We start from the raw sequence: 22,011 nt of genomic DNA on the forward strand, positions 1-22,011 counted from the left end.
CTCAGGGGCGGTGGCCCGTCGCGCGATGGCCGATGACCTGCGCCGCCGCGCCGTGACAGGCGTCGGCGGCGGCCTCGGTCTCCAGCGTGCAATGGCCGATGCCGAACCCCGCGGCCTCGGCCCGGACGCGGGCCTTCACCGCCTCGGCCTCGGCGCCCTGTGCCAGCACCAGATGCGCCTCGAGCGCGTTGCTCTCCTCGTCGATGGCCCAGAGGTGGACGTGATGCACCCCGGCCACCCCCTCCACATCGCGCAGCCCGGCGATCAGCGCGGGCAGATCGATGTCGGGCGGGGTGCCCAGCATCAGCATGCGGATCGCGCCGCCGATCTCTGACAGCGCGTGCCACAGGATGTAGGCGGCGATCAGCAGCGTCACCAGCGGATCGACCAGCCACCAGTCGTAGAGCAGCACCAGCGTCCCCGCGAGGATCACGCCGACCGAGCCCAGCGCATCGGCCACATTGTGCAGGAAGGCCGCGCGGATGTTCATGCTGTCCTTCGACATCGAATAGGTCAGCGCCGCAGTCACGAGGTCGACCACCAGCGCCACGCCCGCGACGATCACCACGATCCAGCCGGCAATCGGCTGCGGATCGGCCAGCCGCATCACCGCCTCGTAGATCAGGTAGAGCCCGATGAGGATCAGCGTGGTGTAGTTGACCAGCGCCGCGACGATCTCGGCCCGGACATAGCCGAAGGTCATCGTCGCGTCCGAGGGCCTGCGGGCGATGCGCCGCGCCGCGAAGGCGATGACGAGCGAGACCGCGTCGCTGAAATTGTGCAGCGCGTCCGCGATCAGCGACAGCGAGCCCGAGAGGATGCCGCCGACGATCTGCGCCACGGTCAGCGCGAGGTTCACCGCGACCGCCCAGGCCATCTTGCGATCCCCGCCCTCGGCCCCCGCGCCATGCGCGTGGTGGTGATGGTGGTGCCCGCTCATGCTCTTTCCCTGCCCATGGCCCACCTTAGGCAGCGGTGGCGGCAAGGTCAAACCGGGGGCTTGATGCAGGTCATGGTCGCCCGGCGGGGCGCGGTGCCACCAATGGCCATGGGTGGGCCGGCGATCGCAGGCTGGTCAGCCGCACAAGAAAACAGCACACTGGAGATGGACGGGGTCGGCCCTTCCCGGGCGCGGCTCCGACTCCGGAGGATGCGAGGGGGACGAACCATGAGCACCACATCATCAGGCCCGCGCTGCGCCGCGCTTGTCGGCAGCTATACCGCGGGCAAGACCACCCTGTTCGAGGATCTGCTCTTCGCGGCGGGCGCCATCGACCGGCGCGGCGCGGTGAAGGACGGCACCACCGTGGGCGACAGCGCCCCCGAGGCCCGAGCCCGCGCGATGAGCACCGAGCTGACGCTGGCGAGCTTCGACTATCTGGGCGAGCCCTGGGCGCTGATCGACTGCCCCGGCTCGGTGGAGCTGACCCATGACGCGCGCGCGGCGATGATGGTGGCCGATATCGTCGTGGTGGTGGCCGAGCCGATGCCGGAGCGCGCCGTCACCCTCTCGCCGCTGCTGCGCTTTCTCGATGACCGGGCGATCCCGCATCTGGTCTACATCAACAAGATGGACCTGCCAGAAGCCTCGGTCCGCCGCACCTTCGAGGCACTGCAGGCGGTTTCGGGCCGGCCTCTGGTGCTGCGCGAGATCCCGATCCGCGATGCGGCCGGCAAGGTCACCGGGATGGTCGATCTGGTCAGCGAGCGGGCCTGGCGCTGGACGCCGCACAAGCCCTCGGATCTGGTCAGCCTGCCCGAGGCGCTGAAGGGCGCCGAAGGCACGGCGCGCGGCGAGATGCTGGAGGCGCTGGCCGATTTCGACGATGCGCTGATGACGGACCTCCTCGAGGACGTGGTGCCCTCGACCGACGAGATCTATGCCAACCTCACCCGCGACCTGCAGCGCGACCTGATCGTGCCGGTGTTCTTCGGCTCCGCCGAGAACGAGAACGGCATCCGGCGGCTTTTGAAGGCCTTGCGCCACGAGGCGCCGGGAGTGGCCACGACGGCGGAACGGCTGGGGATCGCGGCGGAGGGCACGGTCGCGCAGGTGTTCCGCACCGTCCACGCCGGGCAGTCGGGCAAGCTCTCCTATGCCCGCGTCTGGTCGGGCGAGCTGCGCGACGGCATGATGCTGGGCCGCGACCGGGTGGGCAGCGTCGGCACCATGCTGGGGCGCAAGGCGGGCCCCAAGGGCAGCGCCGTGGCGGGCGAGGTGGTGGCGCTGGGCCGGATGGCCAATGCGGTGGCGGGCGACCTTCTGACCGAGGGCACGAGCCTCGGGGCCGACTGGCCCGAGCCGCCCGCGCCGCTGCAGGCGCTGGCGATCCGGGCCGAGAAACAGGCCGACGAGGTGAAGCTGGTCTCGGCCCTGACCCGGCTCTGCGAGGAAGACCCTTCGCTGCGCTTCGGCTCCTCGCCCGAGGGCGAGCTGGTCCTGAGCGGGCAGGGCGAGCTGCATCTGCAGATCGCCCTGTCGCGGCTGAAGGGCGAATACGGGCTCGGCGTGGCCCAAGGCCGCCCGCAGGTGCCCTACCGCGAGACAATCACCAGGGGGGCGACCCAGCGGGCGCGGCACAAGAAGCAGTCGGGCGGGCATGGCGAATTTGCCGACGTGGCGCTGGAGATCGCCCCCCAGCCGCGCGGCGAAGGGTTCGTCTTTGCCGAGCGGATCACCGGTGGCGTGGTGCCCAAGACCTATTTCCCCGCGGTCGAGAAGGGCGTGCAGGCCGCGCTCGCCAAGGGACCGCTCGGCTTTGCCGTGGTCGATCTGGCGGTGACGCTGACCGACGGCGCGACCCATCCCGTCGACAGCTCCGACATGGCCTTCCAGAAGGCGGCGCAGAAGGCGATGGCCGAGGCGCTGCCCGGCTGCGGCCCGGTGCTCTTGGAGCCGGTGCTGAAAGTCTGGCTCTCGGTGCCCGCCGAGTTCACGCCGAAGGTGCAGCGCATCGTCTCGGGGCGGCGCGGCCAGATCCTCGGCTATGACGCGAAGCCGGGCTGGCCGGGCTGGGACGAGGTGCAGGCCTTGATGCCGCAGGGCGAGACCGAGGGGCTGATCGTCGAGTTGCGCTCGCAGAGCCTCGGCGTCGGCAGCTACACCTGCGCCTTCGACCACCTGCAGGAGGTGACCGGCCGCGACGCCGAGAAGGTTCTGGCGACGCGGCGCGAGCGGGTCGTGGCCTAGGCTTCGAAGGAGGGCGCGCCGCCCTCGAAACGGTTGCCGTGGCGATAGTCGCAGGGGGCTTCCTGCATCTCCAGATGCAGCCGGTCCCCGGTATAGGGATGGGCACGGGCCACATCCTCGTCGAACTCGATCCCGAGCCCCGGCGCGGTCGGCGGAATGATGTAGCCCTCCTCCCAGGTGATCGAGTTCCGGATCAGCTTCTGGTGGAAGCTGCCGCCGGTCTCGATGGTCTCGGCGATCAGCAGGTTGGGGATCGAGGCGGCGAAATGGATGTTCGCCGCCCATTCCACCGGCCCGGCATAGAGATGCGGCGCCATCTCGGCGTTGAACACCTCGGCCATGGCGGCGATCTTCTTGGCCTCCCAGATGCCGCCTACCCGGCCCAGCGCCGGTTGCAGGATCTTCACCCCGCCCATGCGCAACAGCGCGCCGAACTCGGCCTTGGTGGTCAGGCGCTCGCCCGTGGCCAGCGGCGTGCGGACGGAAGCCGCCACCACGGCGAATTCCGCCAGATTGTCCGGCGGGATCGGCTCTTCGTACCAGAGCGGCAGATAGGGGTCGATCGCCTGCCCGAGCCGGATCGCGCCGGGGGTGGTGAACTGGCCATGCGTGCCGAACAAAAGGTCCGCCCGGTCGCCCACCGCCTCGCGGATCGCCTTGCAGAAGGCGGCGGAGCGGCTGATGTCGGACATCGCCGGCTCATGCCCGCCGCGGATGGTGTAGGGGCCGGCGGGGTCGAACTTCACCGCGGTGAAGCCCAGATCGACGAAGCGCAGCGCGGCTTCCGCGGCCATGTCGGGCGAGACCCAGAAATCGGGGTCGAGCTTGCCCGGCGCGGGGTAGAGATAGGTGTAGGAGCGGATGCGTTCGTTCACCATGCCGCCCAGCAGCGCCCAGACCGGACGGTTGCGCGCCTTGCCGAGGATGTCCCAGCAGGCGATCTCAAGCCCCGAGAAGGCGCCCATGACCGTCGGGTCGGGGCGCTGGGTGAAGCCTGCCGAATAGGCGCGGCGGAACATCCATTCGATGTTCTCGGGGCTCTGGCCCGCCATGTGGCGCGCAAAGACATCTTCGATCACCGCCTTCATCGCCTTCGGCCCGACGGTGGAGGCATAGCATTCGCCATAGCCGACGATGCCGTCATCGGTGGTCAGTTTGACGAAGGTCCAGTAGCGGCCGCCCCAGCCGGGGGCGGGCGGGGCCACGGTGAAGATCTCGAGGTCGGTCAGGCGCATCATGCCTCCCTTGGGTGCTTGCGGCAGGGCAGGGGCGTCGCGCCCCTCGGCCCGCCGGTCTTCGTTGAGCCCTCCGCCGGAGGGGTTTCCGGGTGCTTCTTACCCCGTCAGGGGGCATTTTGACAGGGAAGAAGGCTAGGTGGGCTCTGCGCGGGCATCGCGCGGTCCCGCGACATGCAGGAGCATGGCAGCGACCATCATCAGCGCCGCCAGCAGAAACGGCGCGCCGGGGGCGAAGACCGGAGCCCCGGGGCCGGTGAAGGCGCTGAAGGCGCCGGTCATCACCAGCGGCGAGACGATCATGGCGATCGCGTTGAGCGAGGCGAGCACGCCCTGCAGTTCGCCCTGCGCGTCGGCGGGGGCGGCGCGCGACAGGATCGCCTGTAGCGACGGGGTGACGACCCCGCCCAGCGCCGTGACCGGGGTGATCAGCAGCGCGGCCAGCCCCGAGGTGACGAGGCCATAGCCGGTGAGCGTGACGATATCGACCCAGATCCCCAGCACCACGGCGCGATGCTCGCCGAAGCGGGCGATGGCGGGGCGGACCAGCGCCACCTGACCCGCGGCGAAGGCCACGCCGTAGAGCGCCAGCGAGGCGCCGACCATCCCCTCGCCCCAGCCGAAGCGGGCCTGCCCGTAATAGGCCCAGACCGAGGGGTAGACGTTCATGGCGATGCCAAGGATCAGGAACACCGCCAGCGGCCGCCGCAGCCCCGGCAGGCGCGACACCGCGCCGAGCGCGCCCAGCGGGTTGGCGCGGGCGAGGCTGAAGCGGCGTCGCGTGGCCTCGGTCACCGTCTCGGGCAGCACCCACCAGCCCAGCGCCAGATTGGCGGCGGCCATGGCGGCGGCGGCGAAGAAGGGCGCGCGGGTATCGACCCCCGCCAGAAGCCCGCCGATCGCCGGGCCGAGCACGAAGCCGATGCCGAAGCCCGCGCCGATCAGCCCGAAGCGCGGCGCCCGCTCGGCCTCGGGGGTGATGTCGGCGATATAGGCCAGCGCCGTGGCATAGGTGGAGGAGGCGATGCCGGCGATCACCCGGGCGAGCAGCAGCAGCGCCATGGTCGGGGCCAGCGCCATCAGCAGGTAATCGGCGCTCATCACCACCAGCGAGGCAAGCAGCACCGGCCGGCGGCCGAAACAGTCGGACAGGCTGCCGACCACCGGGCCGAACAGGAACTGCATCACCGCATAGGAGGTGGAGAGGATGCCGCCCCAGAGCGCCACCTGCGACAGCGAGCCGCCGGTGACCTCGGCGATCAGCCGGGGCATCACCGGAAAGATCAGCCCGATGCCGATGGCATCGAGGCAGACGGTCACGAGAATGAAGGTCAGCGCGAGCTTCGGGCTTGGCATCGGCATGTCCGGCCCGGGGATCGGGACGGGGCGAGACTACCGGGCGCGGCCCCGCCGCGGAAGCCCGTGGGGCGGGATGACGCGGGTCCAGGGAGGAGAGCGGCTCAGCCGTGGCCGATGCTGTCGAGGAAGGTGACCAGCGCCGCGGCATATTCGGCGGGCCGGTCGAGTGCCGGGATATGCCCGGCGCCGCGGATCAGCTGGAACCGGCTGCCGCGGATCAGCTCCGCCGTCTCGCGCACGAGATCGGGCGGGGTGGAGCCGTCCTCGCTGCCGGCGATGGCCAGCGTCGGCAAGGTGAGGCTGGCGGTGGTGGTGTAGAAATCGCTTCCCGCGATGGCGGCGGCGCAGGCGGCATAACCCTCGGGGTCGCAGGCGATCAGCCGCTCGCGCCACAAAAGCCCCTCGGGGCTGTCGCGGAAGGCCTTGGGGAACCAGCGCTGCAGCGTCGGGTCGGCCAGCGTGATCATCCCGTAGGCGCGAACCTGATCGATCCGCTCCTGCCAGATCTCGGGCGTGGCGATCTTGGTCGCGGTGCTGGTCAGCACCAGCGCGCGGATCTGGTCCAGCCGCTTCACCGCCAGCCCCTGCGCGATCATCCCGCCGATCGAGCAGCCGACGAAGACCGCCTCCTTCACCTCCAGATGCTCCAGCAGCCGTTCCGCGTCGCGGATCAGCGCGCCCATCGCATAGGGGCCCGAGGGCGTGTCGGAGCCGCCATGGCCGCGCAGGTCGTAGCGGATCAGCCGCAGCCCCTCCGGCATCAAGGGCAGGATGCTGTCCCAGATGCGCAGGTCGGAGCCCAGCGCATGGGCGAAGATCACCGGCGGGCCGGAGGGCTTGCCCTCGTCGCGGTAGTTCAAGCGGAGATCCGGGAGATAGGCGAGAGGCATGGCGGGCCGATGTTGCAGAAGGACAAGAGGAGACGGATTACGGTGCGGAAACGAAGGCGAAAAGGTTGGATCTTGCGATCAGTCGAGAAAGCGCGTCAGTGCCGCGGTGAAGGTGTCGGGGTCGACGTTGCCGCCCGAGGCCACGACGATCACCGACTCGCCCTCGATCCGGTCGCGGCGGAACAGGGCCGAGGCCAGCGCCACCGCGCCGCCCGGCTCCAGCACCAGCTTCAGCCGCAGGAAGGCCAGCGCCACCGCCTCCAGCGCCTCGTCATCGGTGACGACCAGACCAGGGCCGCAGAGCCGTTGCAGGATCGGGAAGGTGATCTGCCCCGGCTCCGGCGTCACGATGGCGTCGCAGATCGAGCCCGAGGCGGAGGGGTTGCGGATCACCTCGCCCGCCGCGAGCGAGAGCGCCACATCGTCGAAGCCCGCAGGCTCGGCGGTGCGGACGCGCAGGCCGGGGGCGCGGGCCTCCAGCGCCAGCGCCACCCCCGAGGTCAGCCCGCCGCCACCGCAGCAGACGATGACATCGGCGCGGCTGATGCCCTCGTCGGCGGCCTGCTCGGCGATCTCCAGCCCGACGCTGGCCTGCCCGGCGATCACCAGGGGCTCGTCATAGGGGCGGATCAGCGTCAGCCCGCGCTCGGCGGCCAGCGCATTGCCGATGGCGTCGCGATCCTCGGTGGCGCGGTCGTAGAGCACGACCTCGGCCCCCAGCGCGCGGGTGTTGTCGATCTTGAGCCGTGGCGCGTCGGCGGGCATGACGATCACCGCCGGCACGCCATGCTGCCGCGCCGCCAGCGCCACGCCCTGCGCATGGTTGCCCGAGGAATAGGCGATGACCCCGCGCCGCCGCGTCTCGGGGTCGAGCGCCGAGACCGCCGACCAGGCGCCGCGGAACTTGAACGAGCCGGTGTGCTGCAGGCATTCCGCCTTCACGAAGACCCGCCGCCCGGCGATCTCGTCGAGGAAGGGCGAGGAAAGCAGCGGCGTGCGCCGGGCGTGGCCTTCCAGACGGCGGGCGGCGGCTTCGATCATGGTCATATCGGTCATGGCAGGGCTCTCAGAAAGGCATGGATCGCGGCGAGGCTTTCGGGCTCGTCGAGAAAGGGGATATGGGCGCGGTCTGGCACGTCGGCGCAGATCATGTCGGGGCGGCGGCGGCGCATCTCGGCGACGGTCGCCTCGGACAGCAGGTCGGAGTTCGCGCCGCGGATCAGCGCCAGCGACAGCCCGGCGCAGGCGTCGAACAGCGGCCAGAGATCGGGCGTCTCGCCCTCGAAGGCGGCAAGGAAGGCCTCGCGCAGCGCCGGGTCATAGGTGATGCGCAGCCCCTCCGCCGTCTCGCGGTAATGCAGCCGCGCCTCGGCAAGCCAGCGTTCCGGCGGCACGTTGGCAAAGCCCGTCATCAGCCGGGGCAGGGCCTCGGCCAGCGCCTCGTGGCTGCGCGCGGCGGGGTTGTGCCCGACATAATCGAAGATCCGCTCCAGCCCCGCGCGTTCGATCACCGGCCCCACGTCGTTGAGGCAAAGCCCCAGCAGCCGCTCCTTGGCCACCGCCGCCAGCATCATCCCGATCAGCCCGCCGCGCGAGGTTCCCAAGATCGCCACCTGCCCGAGCCCGAGATGGTCGAGCAGCTCCAGCACGTCCCGCGCTTCCTGCGGCACGGTGTAGCTTGCCGCCCCGCTCCAGCCCGAAGCGCCGCGCCCGCGGTAATCCGGGCGGATCAGCCGGACGCAGGGCAGATGCGGCGCGAGATAATCGAAGTCGCCCCCCGTCCGGGTCAGGCCGGGCAGGCAGAGCAGCGGCAGGCCTTCCCCCTCGTCGGTGTAGGCGAGGCGCGTGCCGTCGCTGGCGGTGAACTCACGGTGCGTCATCGGGTCTCCGGGCATCGGGGCGAACCTTGCACAGCTTTCCCCCGGGGGGAAGCGGGAAGGCGGGATCGAAGGCTTTGCTTGCTCCAGAGCGTCGCAGAGCCTAAACCCTCGGCGCGAGGACAAGAGGCGGGACGATGGCAAGACGACCGACGACAGCGATACTCGAAGAACGCGACAGCTCCAAACGGGTGGGTGCGTTGCGCGGCCTCGTCCCCTTCCTTGCCCCCTACCGCAAGCTCACTCTCGCGGCGCTGGCAGCGCTCGTGCTGACCGCCACGGTCAGCCTGATCCTGCCTCTGGCGGTGCGCCGGGTGGTCGATGGCTTCACCGAGAACAACGCGGCGCTGCTCGACCAGTATTTCGGCGCCTCGCTGCTGATTGCCGCCGCGCTCGCGATCGGCACCGGGCTGCGCTACTATCTCGTCACCCTCCTGGGCGAGCGGGTCGTGGCCGACATCCGCCGTGCGCTCTTCGACCGGATGATGGGCATGAGCCCCTCGTTCTTCGAGCGCATCATGACCGGCGAGGTGCTCTCGCGCCTGACCACCGACACCACGCTGATCCTCTCGGTCATCGGCTCCTCGGTCTCGATCGCGCTGCGTAACCTCCTGATCCTGATCGGCGGGCTGGTGCTTCTGTTCTTCACCTCGGTGAAGCTCACCGGGCTCGTCCTCCTGATCGTGCCCGCCATCGTCGTGCCGATCGTCGTGCTGGGCCGCCGCCTGCGCAAGCTCAGCCGCCAGAACCAGGACTGGATCGCGGAATCCTCCGGCAACGCCTCCGAGGCGCTGCTTTCGGTGCAGACCGTTCAGGCCTTCACCCATGAAGGCCCGTCGCGCAAGAAATTCGGCGATGTCACCGAACAATCCTACGACTCCGCCAAGACCCGGGTGCAGACGCGCGCCCTGATGACGGTGATCGTCATCTTCCTCGTCTTCACCGGCATCGTCGGCGTGCTCTGGATCGGGGCGCGCGACGTCCGGGCGGGCACCATGTCGCCGGGCGAGATGGTGCAGTTCCTGATCTATGCGGTGATGGTCGCCGGCTCCGTCGGCGCGCTGTCCGAGATCTGGAGCGAGTTGCAGCGTGCCGCGGGCGCCACCGAACGGCTGTCGGAACTCCTGACCACCGAGGATGCGGTGCAGGATGCCGCCGCGCCCAAGCCCCTGCCGCGCCCGGTGCGCGGCGAGATCACCTTCGACGCGGTGCGCTTCCGCTATCCGGCCCGGCCCGAGATCTCGGCGCTGGACGGCGTCGATCTGGTGGTGCGCCCCGGCGAGACGGTGGCACTGGTCGGCCCCTCCGGCGCGGGCAAGACCACGATCCTGCAGCTTCTGCTGCGCTTCTACGACCCGCAGGACGGCGCGGTGCGGATCGACGGCATCGACCTGCGCGACATGACCCGCGACGATTTCCGCCGCGCCATCGCGCTGGTGCCGCAGGACCCGGTGATCTTCGCCGCCTCCGCGCGCGAGAACATCCGCTTCGGCCGCCCCGAGGCCACCGACGCCGAGGTGGAGGCCGCCGCCCGCGCCGCCGCCGCGCATGATTTCCTCAGCGCCCTCCCGCAGGGCTACGACACCTATGTGGGCGAGCGCGGGGTGATGCTGTCGGGCGGGCAGAAGCAGCGCGTGGCGCTGGCCCGGGCCATCCTGCGCGACGCGCGCATCCTGCTTCTGGATGAGGCGACCTCGGCGCTCGACGCCGAAAGCGAGCGCGCGGTGCAGGCCGCGGTGGAAAGCCTCGCTCAGGGCCGCACCACGCTGGTCGTGGCGCACAGGCTCGCCACGGTGAAGAAGGCCGACCGGATCGTGGTCTTCGATCAGGGCCGCATTGTCGCCACCGGCACCCATGACGAGCTGGTGGCCGAAGGCGGGCTCTATGCCCGGCTGGCGCGGCTGCAATTCACCGACGGTCAGGCCTGACCGCCTGACGTTGCGTTTTTGCGACACAGTCGGCTTGCGGGCTGCGACAAAACCGCCCATGTTTTCCAACAAGATGACGTCCCTCCGCCACAGGAGGGCCCTGGGGAGGAGGAAGTCATGGGACGTTTCGCGTCGCTCGCGGACCTGAAGGCCATCGAGGCGGAAGGCGCCTGGACGGACCTCGGCACCCCGTCCAGCATCTACCGCTTTCTCACCGCCGCGAAGGACCGGCACGCCACCCGCCCGGCGATCTCCTTCCAGCTGCTCTCGGGCCCGAAGGACAAGGCCGTGACGCTCAGCTGGGCCGAGCTGCACGGGCAGGTGACGCAGGCGGCGAACCTGTTCCGCAGCCTCGGCATCGGCGAGAAGGACGTGGTCGCCTTCGTGCTGCCCAACAGCATCGAGACGGCGGTGACGCTGCTGGCCGGGGCGGTGGCGGGCATCGTCAACCCGATCAACCCGCTGCTGGAAGCGGGCCAGATCAGCGCCATCCTGCGCGAGACCGGGGCGAAGGTCGTGGTCACGCTGAAGGCCTTCCCCAAGACCGACGTGGCGCAGAAGGTGGCCGAGGCGGTGGCCCATGCGCCCACGGTGCGCACGGTGATCGAGGTCGATCTCAACCGCTACCTGACCCCGCCGAAATCCTGGATCGTGCCGCTGATCCGCCCGAAGAACCCGGTCTCGCATCTGGCCGACGTGAAAAGCTTCACCGAGGCGAAGCGTTTCCCCTCCGACCGGCTGGGCTTCGACGATCCCTCGGCAGACCGGGTGGCGGCCTATTTCCATACCGGGGGCACCACCGGCATGCCGAAGGTGGCGCAGCACAAGGTCTCGGGCATGGTCTACAACGGCTGGTGCGGCCAGCGCCTCCTGTTCCGCGAGAGCGACACGGTGATCTGCCCGCTGCCGATGTTCCACGTCTTCGCCACCTATCCGATCCTGATGTCGATGATCGCCTCCGGCGCGCATGTCGTCTTCCCGACCCCGGCGGGCTATCGCGGCGAGGGCGTCTTCGACAATCTCTGGAAGCTGATCGAGCGCTGGAAATGCACCTATCTGGTGACGGTGCCCACCGCGCTCGCCGCCCTGATGCAGCGCCCGATCGACGCCGATGTGTCATCCTTGCGCGGCGCCTTCTCCGGCTCGGCCCCGCTGCCGGTGGAACTCTTCAACCGCTTCGAGAAGGCCACCGGGGTGCAGATCGTCGAGGGCTACGGCCTGACCGAATGCACCTGCCTCGTCTCGGTCAACCCGCCCGAGGGCGACAAGAAGATCGGCTCGGTCGGGCTGCCCTTCCCGCATACCCATATCCGCATCCTGCATTCCAACGGCGCGGGCGAGGTGGTGAAGGAATGCGCGGTGGACGAGGTGGGCGAGATCTGCGTCGCCAATCCCGGCGTCTTCGAGGGCTCGACCTATACCGAGCTCGACAAGAACCGCGGGCTCTTTGCCGAAGGCCGCTACCTGCGCACCGGCGATCTGGGGCGGCTCGACGCCGACGGCTATCTCTTCATCACCGGGCGGGCGAAGGATCTGATCATCCGCGGCGGCCACAACATCGACCCCGCCGAGATCGAGTCGGCGCTGATGCGGCACGAGGCGGTCAGCTTCGTCGGCGCCATCGGCCAGCCCGACGCCTTCGCGGGCGAACTGCCCTGCGCCTATGTCGAGCTGGTCAAGGGCGCGACCGCCACGCCGGCCGAGCTGATGGACTTCGCCCGCAGCCATATCCACGAACGCGCCGCGGTGCCGAAACACGTCGAGGTGCTGGAGGAGCTGCCCAAGACCGCCGTCGGCAAGGTGTTCAAGCCCGACCTGCGCCGCCTCGCCATCGCCCGGGTCTATGACGCGGCGCTGGAGAAGGCCGGGCTCGATACCCGGGTGACCGAGGTGATCGAGGACAAGAAGCGCGGCCTGATCGCGCTCCTGTCGCGCGGCGCGGCGGACGAGGCCGCGGTGACGGCGGTGCTGGGCGAGTTCACCCGGCCCTGGGAATGGCAGAAGGCGGAGGCGGAAAAATCTTGAGGAAGATTTTTCCGTCCCGCGGAGGCCCCCGCGCGGCGCCGGAGGGCAGGGCTCGCGGCTGAGGCCGGGCGGGAAAAATCTTGAGGAAGATTTTTCTACCCCGCGGAGGCCACAGCGGGGCGTTGAAGGGCTGGGTCCACGGCTGAGGCCGGGCGGGAAAAATCTTTCTCAAGATTTTTCCTCCTCCCCCCATCGCATCTGCGTGACGCTGCGGCTCCGGGCTGGACCTTCGCCGGGGCCTTGCCTAGCCTTGCCGCAACGCGCCCGCCGCATCCGCCACCCGAGGAGACCGCCCGCATGACCAATCCGCTGCTCGCCCCCTGGGACACGCCCTTCGCCCTGCCGCCCTTCGCCGCGATCCGCGACGAGGATTTCATGCCCGCCTTCGATACGGCCCTGGCCGAGGCGCGGGCCAATATCGCCGCCATCGCCACCAACCCCGAGGCGCCGGGCTTCGCCAACACCATCGCCGCGATGGAGCTGGCCGAGGAGAGCCTCGACCGGGTCGGCGGGGTGTTCTACAATCTCGCCGGCGCCGACAGCACGCCGGCGCGCGAGGCGCTGCAGCGGGATCTCGCGCCGAAGATGTCGGCCTTCTCCTCCGAGATCATCAACAACCGCGCGCTGTTCCAGCGAATCGAGACGCTCTGGCAGGAGCGCGAGACGCTGGGCCTCGACGACGAGCAGCTGCGGGTGCTGACGCTTTATCGGCGCATGTTCGTCCGCTCCGGCGCGCAGCTCGACGGCGCGGAGGCCGAACGGCTGACGGCGGTGAAGGCGCGGCTGGCGGTGCTCGGCACCGAGTTCGGCCAGAACCTTCTCGCCGACGAGCGCGACTGGTTCCTCCCGCTCTCCGCCGACGATCTCGAAGGCCTGCCCGATTTCGTCATCGCCTCCGCCCGCGCCGCCGCCGAGGAGCGCGGGCTCGAGGGCCATGTGCTGACGCTGAACCGCTCGCTGATCGTGCCCTTCCTGCAATCCTCGCCGAACCGCCCCCTGCGCCAGCGCGCCTACGAGGCCTGGGTGGCGCGCGGCGCCAATGGCAATGCCAGCGACAATCGCGCCATCGCCGCCGAGATCCTCAGCCTGCGCGAGGAGCGGGCGAAGCTCCTGGGCTACCCGAGCTTCGCCGCCTACAAGCTCGAGCCGGAGATGGCCAAGACCCCGCAGGCGGTGCGCGACCTGCTGATGCGGGTCTGGACCCCGGCGCGGGCCAAGGCCGAGGCCGATGCCGCGGTGCTGGAGGGCCGGATGCATGCCGAAGGCGTGAACGGCGATCTCGAAGCCTGGGACTGGCGCTATTATTCGCAGGCCCGACGGCTGGAGGAGCACGATCTCGACGAGGCGGCGCTGAAACCCTACCTCTCGCTCGAAGCGATGATCGGCGCCGCCTTCGACTGCGCCAACCGCCTGTTCGGGCTGGAGTTCCGCCCGCTCGACGTGCCGCTCTACCATCCCGACGTGCGGGCCTGGGAGGTGACGCGGAACGGCAAGCATGTCGCGGTGTTCTTGGGCGACTACTTCGCGCGCGGCTCGAAGCGCTCCGGCGCCTGGTGTTCGGCGATGCGCAGCCAGCGCAAGCTCGGCGGCGAGGTGCGGCCGATCGTGGTCAATGTCTGCAACTTCGCCAAGGGCGATCCGGCACTCCTGTCTTGGGACGATGCCCGCACCCTGTTCCACGAATTCGGCCACGCCCTGCACCAGATGCTGTCCGACGTGACGCATGGCTTCATCTCCGGCACCTCGGTCGCGCGCGATTTCGTCGAACTGCCGAGCCAGCTCTACGAGCACTGGCTCTCGGTGCCCGAGGTGCTGGAGAAACACGCGAAACACTGGAAGACCGGCCAGCCTATGCCCGCCGACATGGTGCAGCGGCTGCTCGCCGCCTCGACCTATGACCAGGGTTTCGCCACGGTTGAGTTCGTGTCGTCGGCGCTGGTCGATCTGGCCTTCCACGAGGGCGCGGCCCCCGCCGATCCGATGGCGAAACAGGCCGAGGTGCTGGCGGATCTGGGCATGCCCAAGGCGATCCGCATGCGCCATGCCACGCCGCATTTCGCGCATATCTTCTCGGGCGACGGCTATTCCTCGGGCTATTACAGCTACATGTGGTCCGAGGTGATGGATGCCGACGCCTTCGCCGCCTTCGAGGAGACCGGCGATGCCTTCGATCCGGCGATGGCCGAAAAGCTGGAGCGGTTCATCCTCTCGGCGGGCGGCTCGCGCGAGGCCGAGGCGCTCTACACCGATTTCCGCGGCCGGATGCCGGGGGTGGAGCCGCTGTTGAAAGGTCGGGGGCTGCTCGACGCCGCCTGAGGGCGGTCGGGTTCCGACATGAACTGTCGCGTTCCGCCGCGCCGCCGCCTTGCCGGCGGCTAGGTTGACCGCAGACCGCAGGAGAAGCCGCGTGATCGAAACACCGGATTACATCATCGTCGGCGCAGGCTCGGCAGGCTCGGTCCTGGCCGAGCGGCTGAGCGCCGGCGGCAGGCACCGCGTCGTGGTGCTTGAGGCGGGCGGCAGCGACCGGCGCCTTTTCGTGCAGATGCCGCTGGGCTATGGCAAGCTGTTCTACGACCCCTCGGTGAACTGGATGTACCGCACCGAGCCCGATCCCGGTCTGGCCGGTCAGGCGGATTTCTGGCCGCGGGGCAAGGTGCTCGGCGGGTCGTCCTCGATCAACGCCATGGTCTGGATCCGTGGCCACCGGCAGGATTACGAGGATTGGCAGGCCGCGGGCAATCCGGGCTGGGGCTGGGACGAGGTGCTTTCCGCCTACCGGGCGATGGAGGACAACGAGGCCGGCGGCGACGCCTTCCGCGGCAAGGGCGGGCCGCTCTTCGTCTCGGCCAACCGCGACGGGCTGCACCCGCTGGTCACATGCTACATCGACGCCTGCGCCGAGGCGGGGCTCGCCTTCAACCCCGACTTCAACGGCGCGCGGCAGGAGGGGGCAGGGCCCTACCAGCTGACGGTGAAGGGCGGGCGGCGCAATTCGGCGGCGCGGTCCTTCCTGCGCCCGGCGATGAAGCGCGCGAACCTGCACGTCGTCACCGGCGCGCAGGCGACGCGGGTGCTGATGGAGGCAGGCCGCGCCGTGGGGGTGGAATATCGCCACGGCGGCGAGCTGAAGACCCTGCGCTGCAAGGCCGAGGTGATCCTCGCCGGTGGCGCGGTGAACTCGCCGCAGCTCCTGCAGCTCTCCGGCATCGGGCCGGGGGCGCTGCTGCAGGGGCTCGGCATCGAGGTGCTGCGCGACAATCCGAATGTGGGCGACCATCTCGCCGATCATCAGGGCATCAACTACACGTGGCGGATGACGCGGCCGACCTACAACGACCTGCTGCGGCCCTGGTATGGCAAGCTCGCGGTGGGGCTGCGCTGGCTCGCGCTGCGCGACGGCCCGCTGGCCAAGTCGATCAACCACGGCGGCGGCTTCTTCCGCACCTCGCCGGATCTCGACCGGCCCAACATGCAGCTCTACTGTCAGGCCTTCTCGACCCTGATGCCGCGCGAGGGCGAGCGCCCGGTGTTGTCGCCCGATCCCTTCCCGGGCTTCTCGCTCGGCCTGTCGAACTGCCGGCCCACCAGCCGCGGCCATATCCGGCTGCGCACCCCCGATCCGCTGGCGGCACCGGTAATCACCGCCAATGCCTTCTCGACCAACCACGATGTCGAGGAGATGCTGGCGGCGGTGAAGTTCCTGCGGCATCTGGCGGCGCAACCGGCGCTGGCCTCGGTGATGGCCGAGGAACTGCGCCCCGGGCCGGAGGTGGTGGGGGACGAGGCGCTGATCGCCGATTTCCGCGCCCGGTCGGGCACGGTCTATCACCCGTCCTGCACCTGCCGCATGGGGCCCGACGAGGGCAGCGCGGTGGTGGACGCCTCGCTGCGGGTGCATGGGGTGGCGGGGCTTCGGGTGATCGACGCTTCGGCCTTCCCCAACATCATCGCCGGCAATACCAACGCGCCCTCGATGCTGATGGGCTGGAAGGGCGCCGAGCGGGTGCTGGCGGATGCCCGCTAGCCGGGGGAGCCGCCCTCGGGGGCATCGAGCCCCCTCGGGCGGCATTGCCATGGCGGGTCGCTCCCGGTCGCGGTGTGGCGACGGGGCGCGGGGGGCTTCGTTGATTAATTTGGGCAAAGAAGAAGCCGCAGCGGGGGCGCTGCGGCTTCAGGGGTCACTCGCCGCGGGGGAAGCGCTTGCTGTCCTCGAGGATGTTGAGATCCATGTGGTTGCGCATGTAGCGCTCCGAGGCCTTCTGCAGCGGCTGGTAATCCCAGGGGTAGTAGCCGCCCTGACGCAGCGCCTCGTAGACCACCCAGCGCCGGGCCTGGCTCTCGCGCACCTGCGCGTCGAAACGGGCCAGATCCCAACGCGCCTCGGACGCCGAACGCAGCCGGGCGAGGGTCTCGGCATGGGCCGGATCGGCGGCGAGGTTTTGCCGTTCCTGCGGGTCGCTGGCGAGGTTGAAGAGTTGCTCGGGATCGGCGGCGCAGCGGATGTATTTCCACTCGCCCTCGCGGATCGCCACCAAGGGCGTGATCGAGCCCTCGGCGGCATATTCCATCAGCACCGGCTCGCTGCGGGCGGTTCCTTGCGCCAGCGGCACGAGGCTCATGCCGTCGGTCCAGGGCATCACCTCGGCCATGTCGACGCCGGCCAGCGCGCAGAGCGTCGGCGTCACGTCGATGCTGCACACCGGCGTGTCGATCCGGCCGGCGGGCACCTCAGGCGCGCAGATCATCAGCGGCACCCGGGCCGAGCCCTCGAAGAAGTTCATCTTGAACCAGAGGCCGCGCTCGCCCAGCATCTCGCCATGATCCGAGACGAAGATCACGATCGCCTCCTGCCGGCTGCGCTCCAGCACGTCGAGCACCTCGCCGATCTTGTCGTCGACATAGGAGATATTGGCGAAATAGCCCTGACGGGCGCGGCGGATATGCGTGTCGGTGATCTCCAGCGCGCGGAAATCGCAGGCATCCATCAGCCGTTGGGCATGCGGGTCCTGATCCTCGTAGGGGATCGGCGTCGGCGCGGCCAGCATCGGGTGATCCTCGTAGAGGTCCCAGTACTTGCGGCGGGCGACGAAGGGATCGTGCGGATGGGTGAAGCTGACCGTCAGGCACCAGGGCCGGTCGTCGAGCCCGCGCGAGAGATCATAGAGCTTCTGGCAGGCCTGATGCGCCACGTCGTCGTCATATTCCAGCTGGTTGGTGATCTCGGCCACGCCCGCGCCGGTCACCGAGCCGAGGTTGTGATACCACCAGTCGATCCGCTCGCCCGGCTTGCGATAGTCGGGGGTCCAGCCGAAATCGGCGGGGTAGATGTCGGTGGTCAGCCGCTCCTCGAATCCATGCAGCTGGTCTGGCCCGACGAAATGCATCTTGCCCGACAGCGTGGTCTGATAGCCCGCGCGGCGCAGGTGATGCGCGTAGGTCGGGATGTCCGAGGCGAATTCGGCGGCGTTGTCATAGACCCGGGTGCGCGAGGGCAGCTGCCCCGACATGAAGGACGCGCGGGCCGGGGCGCAGAGCGGGCTCGCCGTGTAGGCATTGGCGAAACGCGCCGAGCGTTCGGCCAGTTTCTTCAGGTTGGGCGCATGCAGCCAGTCCGCCGGGCCGTCGGGAAACAGCGTCCCGTTCAGCTGATCAACCATCAAAATGAGAATATTGGGGCGTGTCATGGTGGCCTTTCCGGTCGTTCTGTGGCAAAGCTGCGCGCAATGACTGTCTTGGAGCCCTGTGCCCCGTCTGTCCTGCCCGCGACCCTTTACGGAATTCCGCGCCAGACCGACAGGAGAGCCAGATGAAAATCGTAACCGAACTGCCGCACCCGGTGGTCGAGAATCCCGATGTGGGGATCGTGCTGGCCGACGGCTGCCGGCTCTCGGCGCGGGTCTGGATGCCCGCCGATGCGGCGACCCATCCGGTGCCGGCGGTGCTGGAATACATCCCCTATCGCAAGCGCGACGGAACGCTGGCGCGCGACGAGATCATGCACCCTTACGTTGCCGGGCACGGCTATGCCTGCGTCCGGGTCGACATGCGCGGCAATGGCGACAGCGACGGGCTGATGTCGGACGAATATTCCGAACAGGAGCTCGCCGACGCCTGCGAGGTGATCGCCTGGCTCGCCGCCCAACCCTGGTGCAGCGGCAGCGTCGGCATGATGGGCAAGAGCTGGGGCGGCTTCAACTGCCTGCAGACCGCCTTCCTGCAGCCCCCGGCGCTCAAGGCGGTGATCTCGGTCTATTCCACCACCGACCGTTTCGAGAGTGACATCCACTTCAAGGGCGGCTGCCTGCTGGGCGAGAACATCGGCTGGGGCGCGGTGATGCTGTCCTATTCCTCGCGTCCGGCCGATCCGGCGCTGCGCGACGACTGGCGCGAGCAGTGGCTGGAGCGGCTGGAGGCCGAGCCCTTCCTCGCGCCGCGCTGGGCCTCGCACCAGAGCTACGACGCCTATTGGAAACATGGCTCGGTGCGCGAGGATTACGCGCGGATGCAGGTGCCGGTGCTGTCCTTCGGCGGCTGGGCCGACAATTACATGAACACCGTGGGTCATCTGGTGGCCAATGTGCCCGCCCCGGTGCAAGGCATAGTCGGGCCATGGGTGCATCAATATCCGCATCAGGCGGTGCCGGGGCCGACGGTGGGTTTCCTGCAACTGGCGATCCGATGGTGGGACCGCTGGCTGAAGGGCATCGAGAACGGCGCCGAGTCCGATCCGGCGATGCGCGCCTACATGCTGCATTCCGCCCCGCCCGACGCCTCGGCCCCGCATCGCGAGGGGCATTGGCTGGCGGAAAGCACCTGGCCCTCCGACCGCACCTACACGCGGCAGATGGCACTCTCCTTCGACGGTATGCTCGACGGCGACGGCGGGCTTCTGGAGCTGCCGATCTCCACGCCGCAGCATCTGGGTCTCGACGCGGGCGAGTTCTTCCCGATGGGCCTCAACGCCGAGATGCCGGGCGACCAGCGCCATGACGACGCCATGTCGCTCTGCTTCGACACGAGGCAGGCGGAAACCCCGGTGGAGCTTTTGGGCGCGGCGGTGCTGAAGCTGCGGCTCGTCAGCGACAAGCCGCGCGGCTTCATCGTGGCGCGGCTCTGCGACGTGGCGCCCGACGGCTCTTCGGTGCGGATCGCCCATGGCATGCTGAACCTCTGCCACCGCGACAGCCGCGAGACCCCGGCCCCCGTTCCGGTGGGCGAGGAGATCGCGGTGGAGCTGGTGCTCGACCAGATGGCCTATCGTCTGGCGCCGGGCCACCGGCTGCGGCTGGCGCTGTCCAACAGCTACTGGCCCTTCCTCTGGCCCAGCCCCGAGCCGGTGACGCTGATCCTGCAGGACGGCATGCTGGAATTGCCGGTTCACGAGGAAAGCGGCCCGGAATGGCAGCCGCCGCCCGCCGAGGGCGCCACGCCGTGGCAGCACCGCGTGCAGCGCGAGGGCTCCGCCGCCCGGCGGGTGGAGCGCGACCTGATCTCGGGGCGCTGGTCGCTGATCGTCGAGGATGACGGCGGCGAGCGCGAGAACCTGACCCATGGCCTCGTCAGCGGCGAGACCCTGCGCGAGGTCTGGTCGATCCATCCCGACGATCCGCTCTCGGCCCGGTCCGAGATCTTCTGGGAGCAGCGCCTGTCGCGCGGCGACTGGTCGGTGATGACGCGCTGCACCACGCTGATGACCGGCGACGCCGACGGGCTCAGGATGCAGGCCGAACTCACCGCCTACGAGGGCGACAGCCTGATCCTGACGCGGCGCTTCGACGAGACGGTGCCACGGGACTTCATCTGAACAAGATTTTCTGCGGATCGCAGGAAATCGTTGCCCGAAAAAAGATTCGGGGGTTATTGATTGAGTAATCAACAAAAAAGACGAAATGCCACAGGGAGACTTCGAATGAACGACGAACTCGACTATCTGGTTGCCCGCGCCGCCAAGGGCCGCATCGGCCGCCGCGCCTTCATGGGACGGGCCGCCGCGCTGGGGATCACCGCGACGATGGCCAACACCCTGCTGGCGACCGGCCTGCGCGCGCAGGAGCCGGTCAAGGGTGGTACGCTGCTCATGGGCCTCGGCGGCGGCGAAAGCACCAACAGCCTCGACCCGGCACTGGCGGCAAGCCAGGTGCCCTTCCATGTGCTGCGCACCACGGGCGAAAGCCTCGTGGACACCTCCGCCGACGGCAAGCTCGAGATGCGGCTGGCCGAAAGCGTGGAAAGCACGCCCGATGCCAAGACCTGGATGTTCAAGATCCGCAAGGGCGTCGAATTCCACAACGGCGCGACGCTGACGCCGGATGACGTGCTCAAGACCCTGCAGCGCCACAGCGACGAGAAGGCCCAGTCGGGTGCCCTCGGCATCATGCAGGGCATCGAGTCGATGAAGGTCGACGGCGATTACGTCTCGGTCACGCTCAGCACGCCGAACGCCGACCTGCCCTATCTGATGGGGGATTATCACCTGATGATCCAGCCCGGCGGCGGCATCGAGACTCCGGCCGACGGCATCGGAGCAGGGGCCTACAAGATCGTCACCGACGAGCCCGGCGTGCGCCATGTCTTCGAGAAGCATGCGAACTACTGGGACAGCGAGCGCGGCCATTACGAGCGGGTCGAGTTCATCGTCATCAACGACGCCACGGCGCGGATGGCGGCGGTGCAGTCGGGTCAGGTGCATATCGCCAACCGGGTCGAGCCGAAGGTCGCGGGTCTGCTGTCGCGCGCGCCGAACCTGACGGTGAAGAACGTCGCCGGTCGCGGCCACTACGTCTTCATCATGCATTGCAACACCGCACCCTTCGACAACAAGGATCTGCGGCTGGCGCTGAAATACGCCATCGACCGTCAGGAGATGCTCGACAAGATCCTGATGGGCTACGGCACCATCGGCAACGACATCCCGATCAACGCCGCCTATCCGCTGTTTGACGACAGCCTGCCGCAGCGCGAATTCTCGGTCGAGAAGGCCGCCGAGCATTACAAGGCCTCCGGCCATGACGGCAGCCCGATCATCCTGCGCGTCTCCGACGTGGCCTTCCCCGGCGCCATCGACGCCGCGGCGCTGTTCCAGCAGTCGGCGCAGAAGGCGGGCATCCCGCTGCAGATCGAGCGCGAGCCCGGCGACGGCTACTGGTCCGAGGTCTGGAACAAGCAGCCCTTCTCCGCTTCCTACTGGGGCGGCCGTCCGGTGCAGGACCAGATGTACTCCACCGCCTACCAGTCCTCCGCCGACTGGAACGACACGCGCTTCTTCAACGACGAGTTCGACACCCTGCTGCTGCAGGCCCGCGGCGAGCTCGACGAGGCCAAGCGCAAGGGCATGTATGCCCAGATGGCTTCGATCCTGCACGAGGAGGGCGGCCTGATCTGCCCGATGTTCAACGACTTCATCGAAGCGGTGAGCAATCAGGTGCAGGGCTGGGAAGCCAATGGCGTGCAGGAGGTCATGAACGGCCTCGCGCCGCACAAGACCTGGCTCGCGTAAGGTCCGCG

At 69.1% G+C, this 22,011-nt stretch carries 14 protein-coding genes; 7 read left to right on the forward strand and 7 right to left on the reverse strand.

The window, feature by feature from the left end; all coding sequences use genetic code 11:
• Position 1 precedes the first annotated feature (1 nt).
• A complete protein-coding gene (locus tag AC3A5Z_RS03035) occupies positions 2–940 on the reverse strand; it encodes a cation diffusion facilitator family transporter (RefSeq protein ID WP_487517920.1) in 939 nt (312 codons plus the stop codon).
• A 228-nt stretch (positions 941–1,168) separates the two neighbouring features.
• On the opposite strand from AC3A5Z_RS03035, the gene AC3A5Z_RS03040 reads away from it, so the two are divergent.
• Entirely contained in the window at positions 1,169–3,190 is a 2,022-nt protein-coding gene (locus AC3A5Z_RS03040) for an elongation factor G (protein ID WP_487517921.1), read from the forward strand.
• Here AC3A5Z_RS03040 and AC3A5Z_RS03045 read toward each other — a convergent pair.
• The 5 genes from AC3A5Z_RS03045 to AC3A5Z_RS03065 form a co-directional block, all read right to left on the reverse strand.
• Positions 3,187–4,425, reverse strand: a complete 1,239-nt coding sequence (locus AC3A5Z_RS03045; RefSeq protein ID WP_487517922.1) for a mandelate racemase/muconate lactonizing enzyme family protein — start codon at positions 4,423–4,425, stop codon at positions 3,187–3,189. The two genes, AC3A5Z_RS03040 and AC3A5Z_RS03045, sit on opposite strands and share 4 nt — an antisense overlap.
• A gap of 135 nt (positions 4,426–4,560) precedes the next feature.
• Positions 4,561–5,781, reverse strand: a complete 1,221-nt coding sequence (locus tag AC3A5Z_RS03050) for a TCR/Tet family MFS transporter (protein ID WP_487517923.1) — start codon at positions 5,779–5,781, stop codon at positions 4,561–4,563.
• 104 nt (positions 5,782–5,885) lie between these two features.
• Positions 5,886–6,674 carry a 3-oxoadipate enol-lactonase gene (gene pcaD / locus AC3A5Z_RS03055; RefSeq protein ID WP_487517924.1) on the reverse strand — a complete coding sequence of 263 codons (789 nt, stop codon included), beginning with the start codon at positions 6,672–6,674 and terminating at the stop codon, positions 5,886–5,888.
• Between the two features lie 78 nt (positions 6,675–6,752).
• Positions 6,753–7,730 (reverse strand): threonine ammonia-lyase, encoded by a 978-nt coding sequence (locus AC3A5Z_RS03060; protein WP_487517925.1) that lies wholly within the window; start codon positions 7,728–7,730, stop codon positions 6,753–6,755.
• Positions 7,727–8,554: an alpha/beta fold hydrolase gene (locus AC3A5Z_RS03065; protein WP_487517926.1), complete on the reverse strand. Its 828-nt coding sequence runs from the start codon at positions 8,552–8,554 to the stop codon at positions 7,727–7,729. The genes AC3A5Z_RS03060 and AC3A5Z_RS03065 overlap by 4 nt, the downstream gene beginning before the upstream one ends.
• Positions 8,555–8,688: 134 nt before the next feature.
• Between AC3A5Z_RS03065 and AC3A5Z_RS03070 the strand changes: the two genes are divergently transcribed.
• From AC3A5Z_RS03070 to AC3A5Z_RS03085, 4 genes are all read left to right on the forward strand, one after another.
• Positions 8,689–10,479, forward strand: coding sequence for an ABC transporter transmembrane domain-containing protein (locus AC3A5Z_RS03070; RefSeq protein ID WP_487517927.1), 1,791 nt, complete (start codon positions 8,689–8,691; stop codon positions 10,477–10,479).
• A gap of 117 nt (positions 10,480–10,596) precedes the next feature.
• Positions 10,597–12,504 (forward strand): acyl-CoA synthetase, encoded by a 1,908-nt coding sequence (locus tag AC3A5Z_RS03075; protein ID WP_487517928.1) that lies wholly within the window; start codon positions 10,597–10,599, stop codon positions 12,502–12,504.
• Between the two features lie 297 nt (positions 12,505–12,801).
• The gene (locus AC3A5Z_RS03080; RefSeq protein ID WP_487517929.1) at positions 12,802–14,820 is read left to right on the forward strand and encodes a M3 family metallopeptidase; all 2,019 of its coding nucleotides are present in this window, start codon (positions 12,802–12,804) and stop codon (positions 14,818–14,820) included.
• A gap of 94 nt (positions 14,821–14,914) precedes the next feature.
• Complete coding sequence (locus tag AC3A5Z_RS03085; protein WP_487518621.1) at positions 14,915–16,531, forward strand: GMC family oxidoreductase; 1,617 nt, start codon at positions 14,915–14,917, stop codon at positions 16,529–16,531.
• A gap of 154 nt (positions 16,532–16,685) precedes the next feature.
• Here AC3A5Z_RS03085 and betC read toward each other — a convergent pair whose 3' ends face one another.
• Positions 16,686–18,191 (reverse strand): choline-sulfatase, encoded by a 1,506-nt coding sequence (gene betC, locus AC3A5Z_RS03090; RefSeq protein WP_487517930.1) that lies wholly within the window; start codon positions 18,189–18,191, stop codon positions 16,686–16,688.
• A gap of 122 nt (positions 18,192–18,313) precedes the next feature.
• Between betC and AC3A5Z_RS03095 the strand changes: the two genes are divergently transcribed.
• Positions 18,314–20,311 carry a CocE/NonD family hydrolase gene (locus AC3A5Z_RS03095; protein ID WP_487517931.1) on the forward strand — a complete coding sequence of 666 codons (1,998 nt, stop codon included), beginning with the start codon at positions 18,314–18,316 and terminating at the stop codon, positions 20,309–20,311.
• Between the two features lie 105 nt (positions 20,312–20,416).
• On the forward strand, positions 20,417–22,003 hold the full coding sequence (locus tag AC3A5Z_RS03100; protein WP_487517932.1) for an ABC transporter substrate-binding protein: 1,587 nt from the start codon (positions 20,417–20,419) through the stop codon (positions 22,001–22,003).
• Positions 22,004–22,011 lie beyond the last annotated feature (8 nt).

Source organism: Cereibacter sp. Soil_C_27 (genome assembly GCF_057657095.1).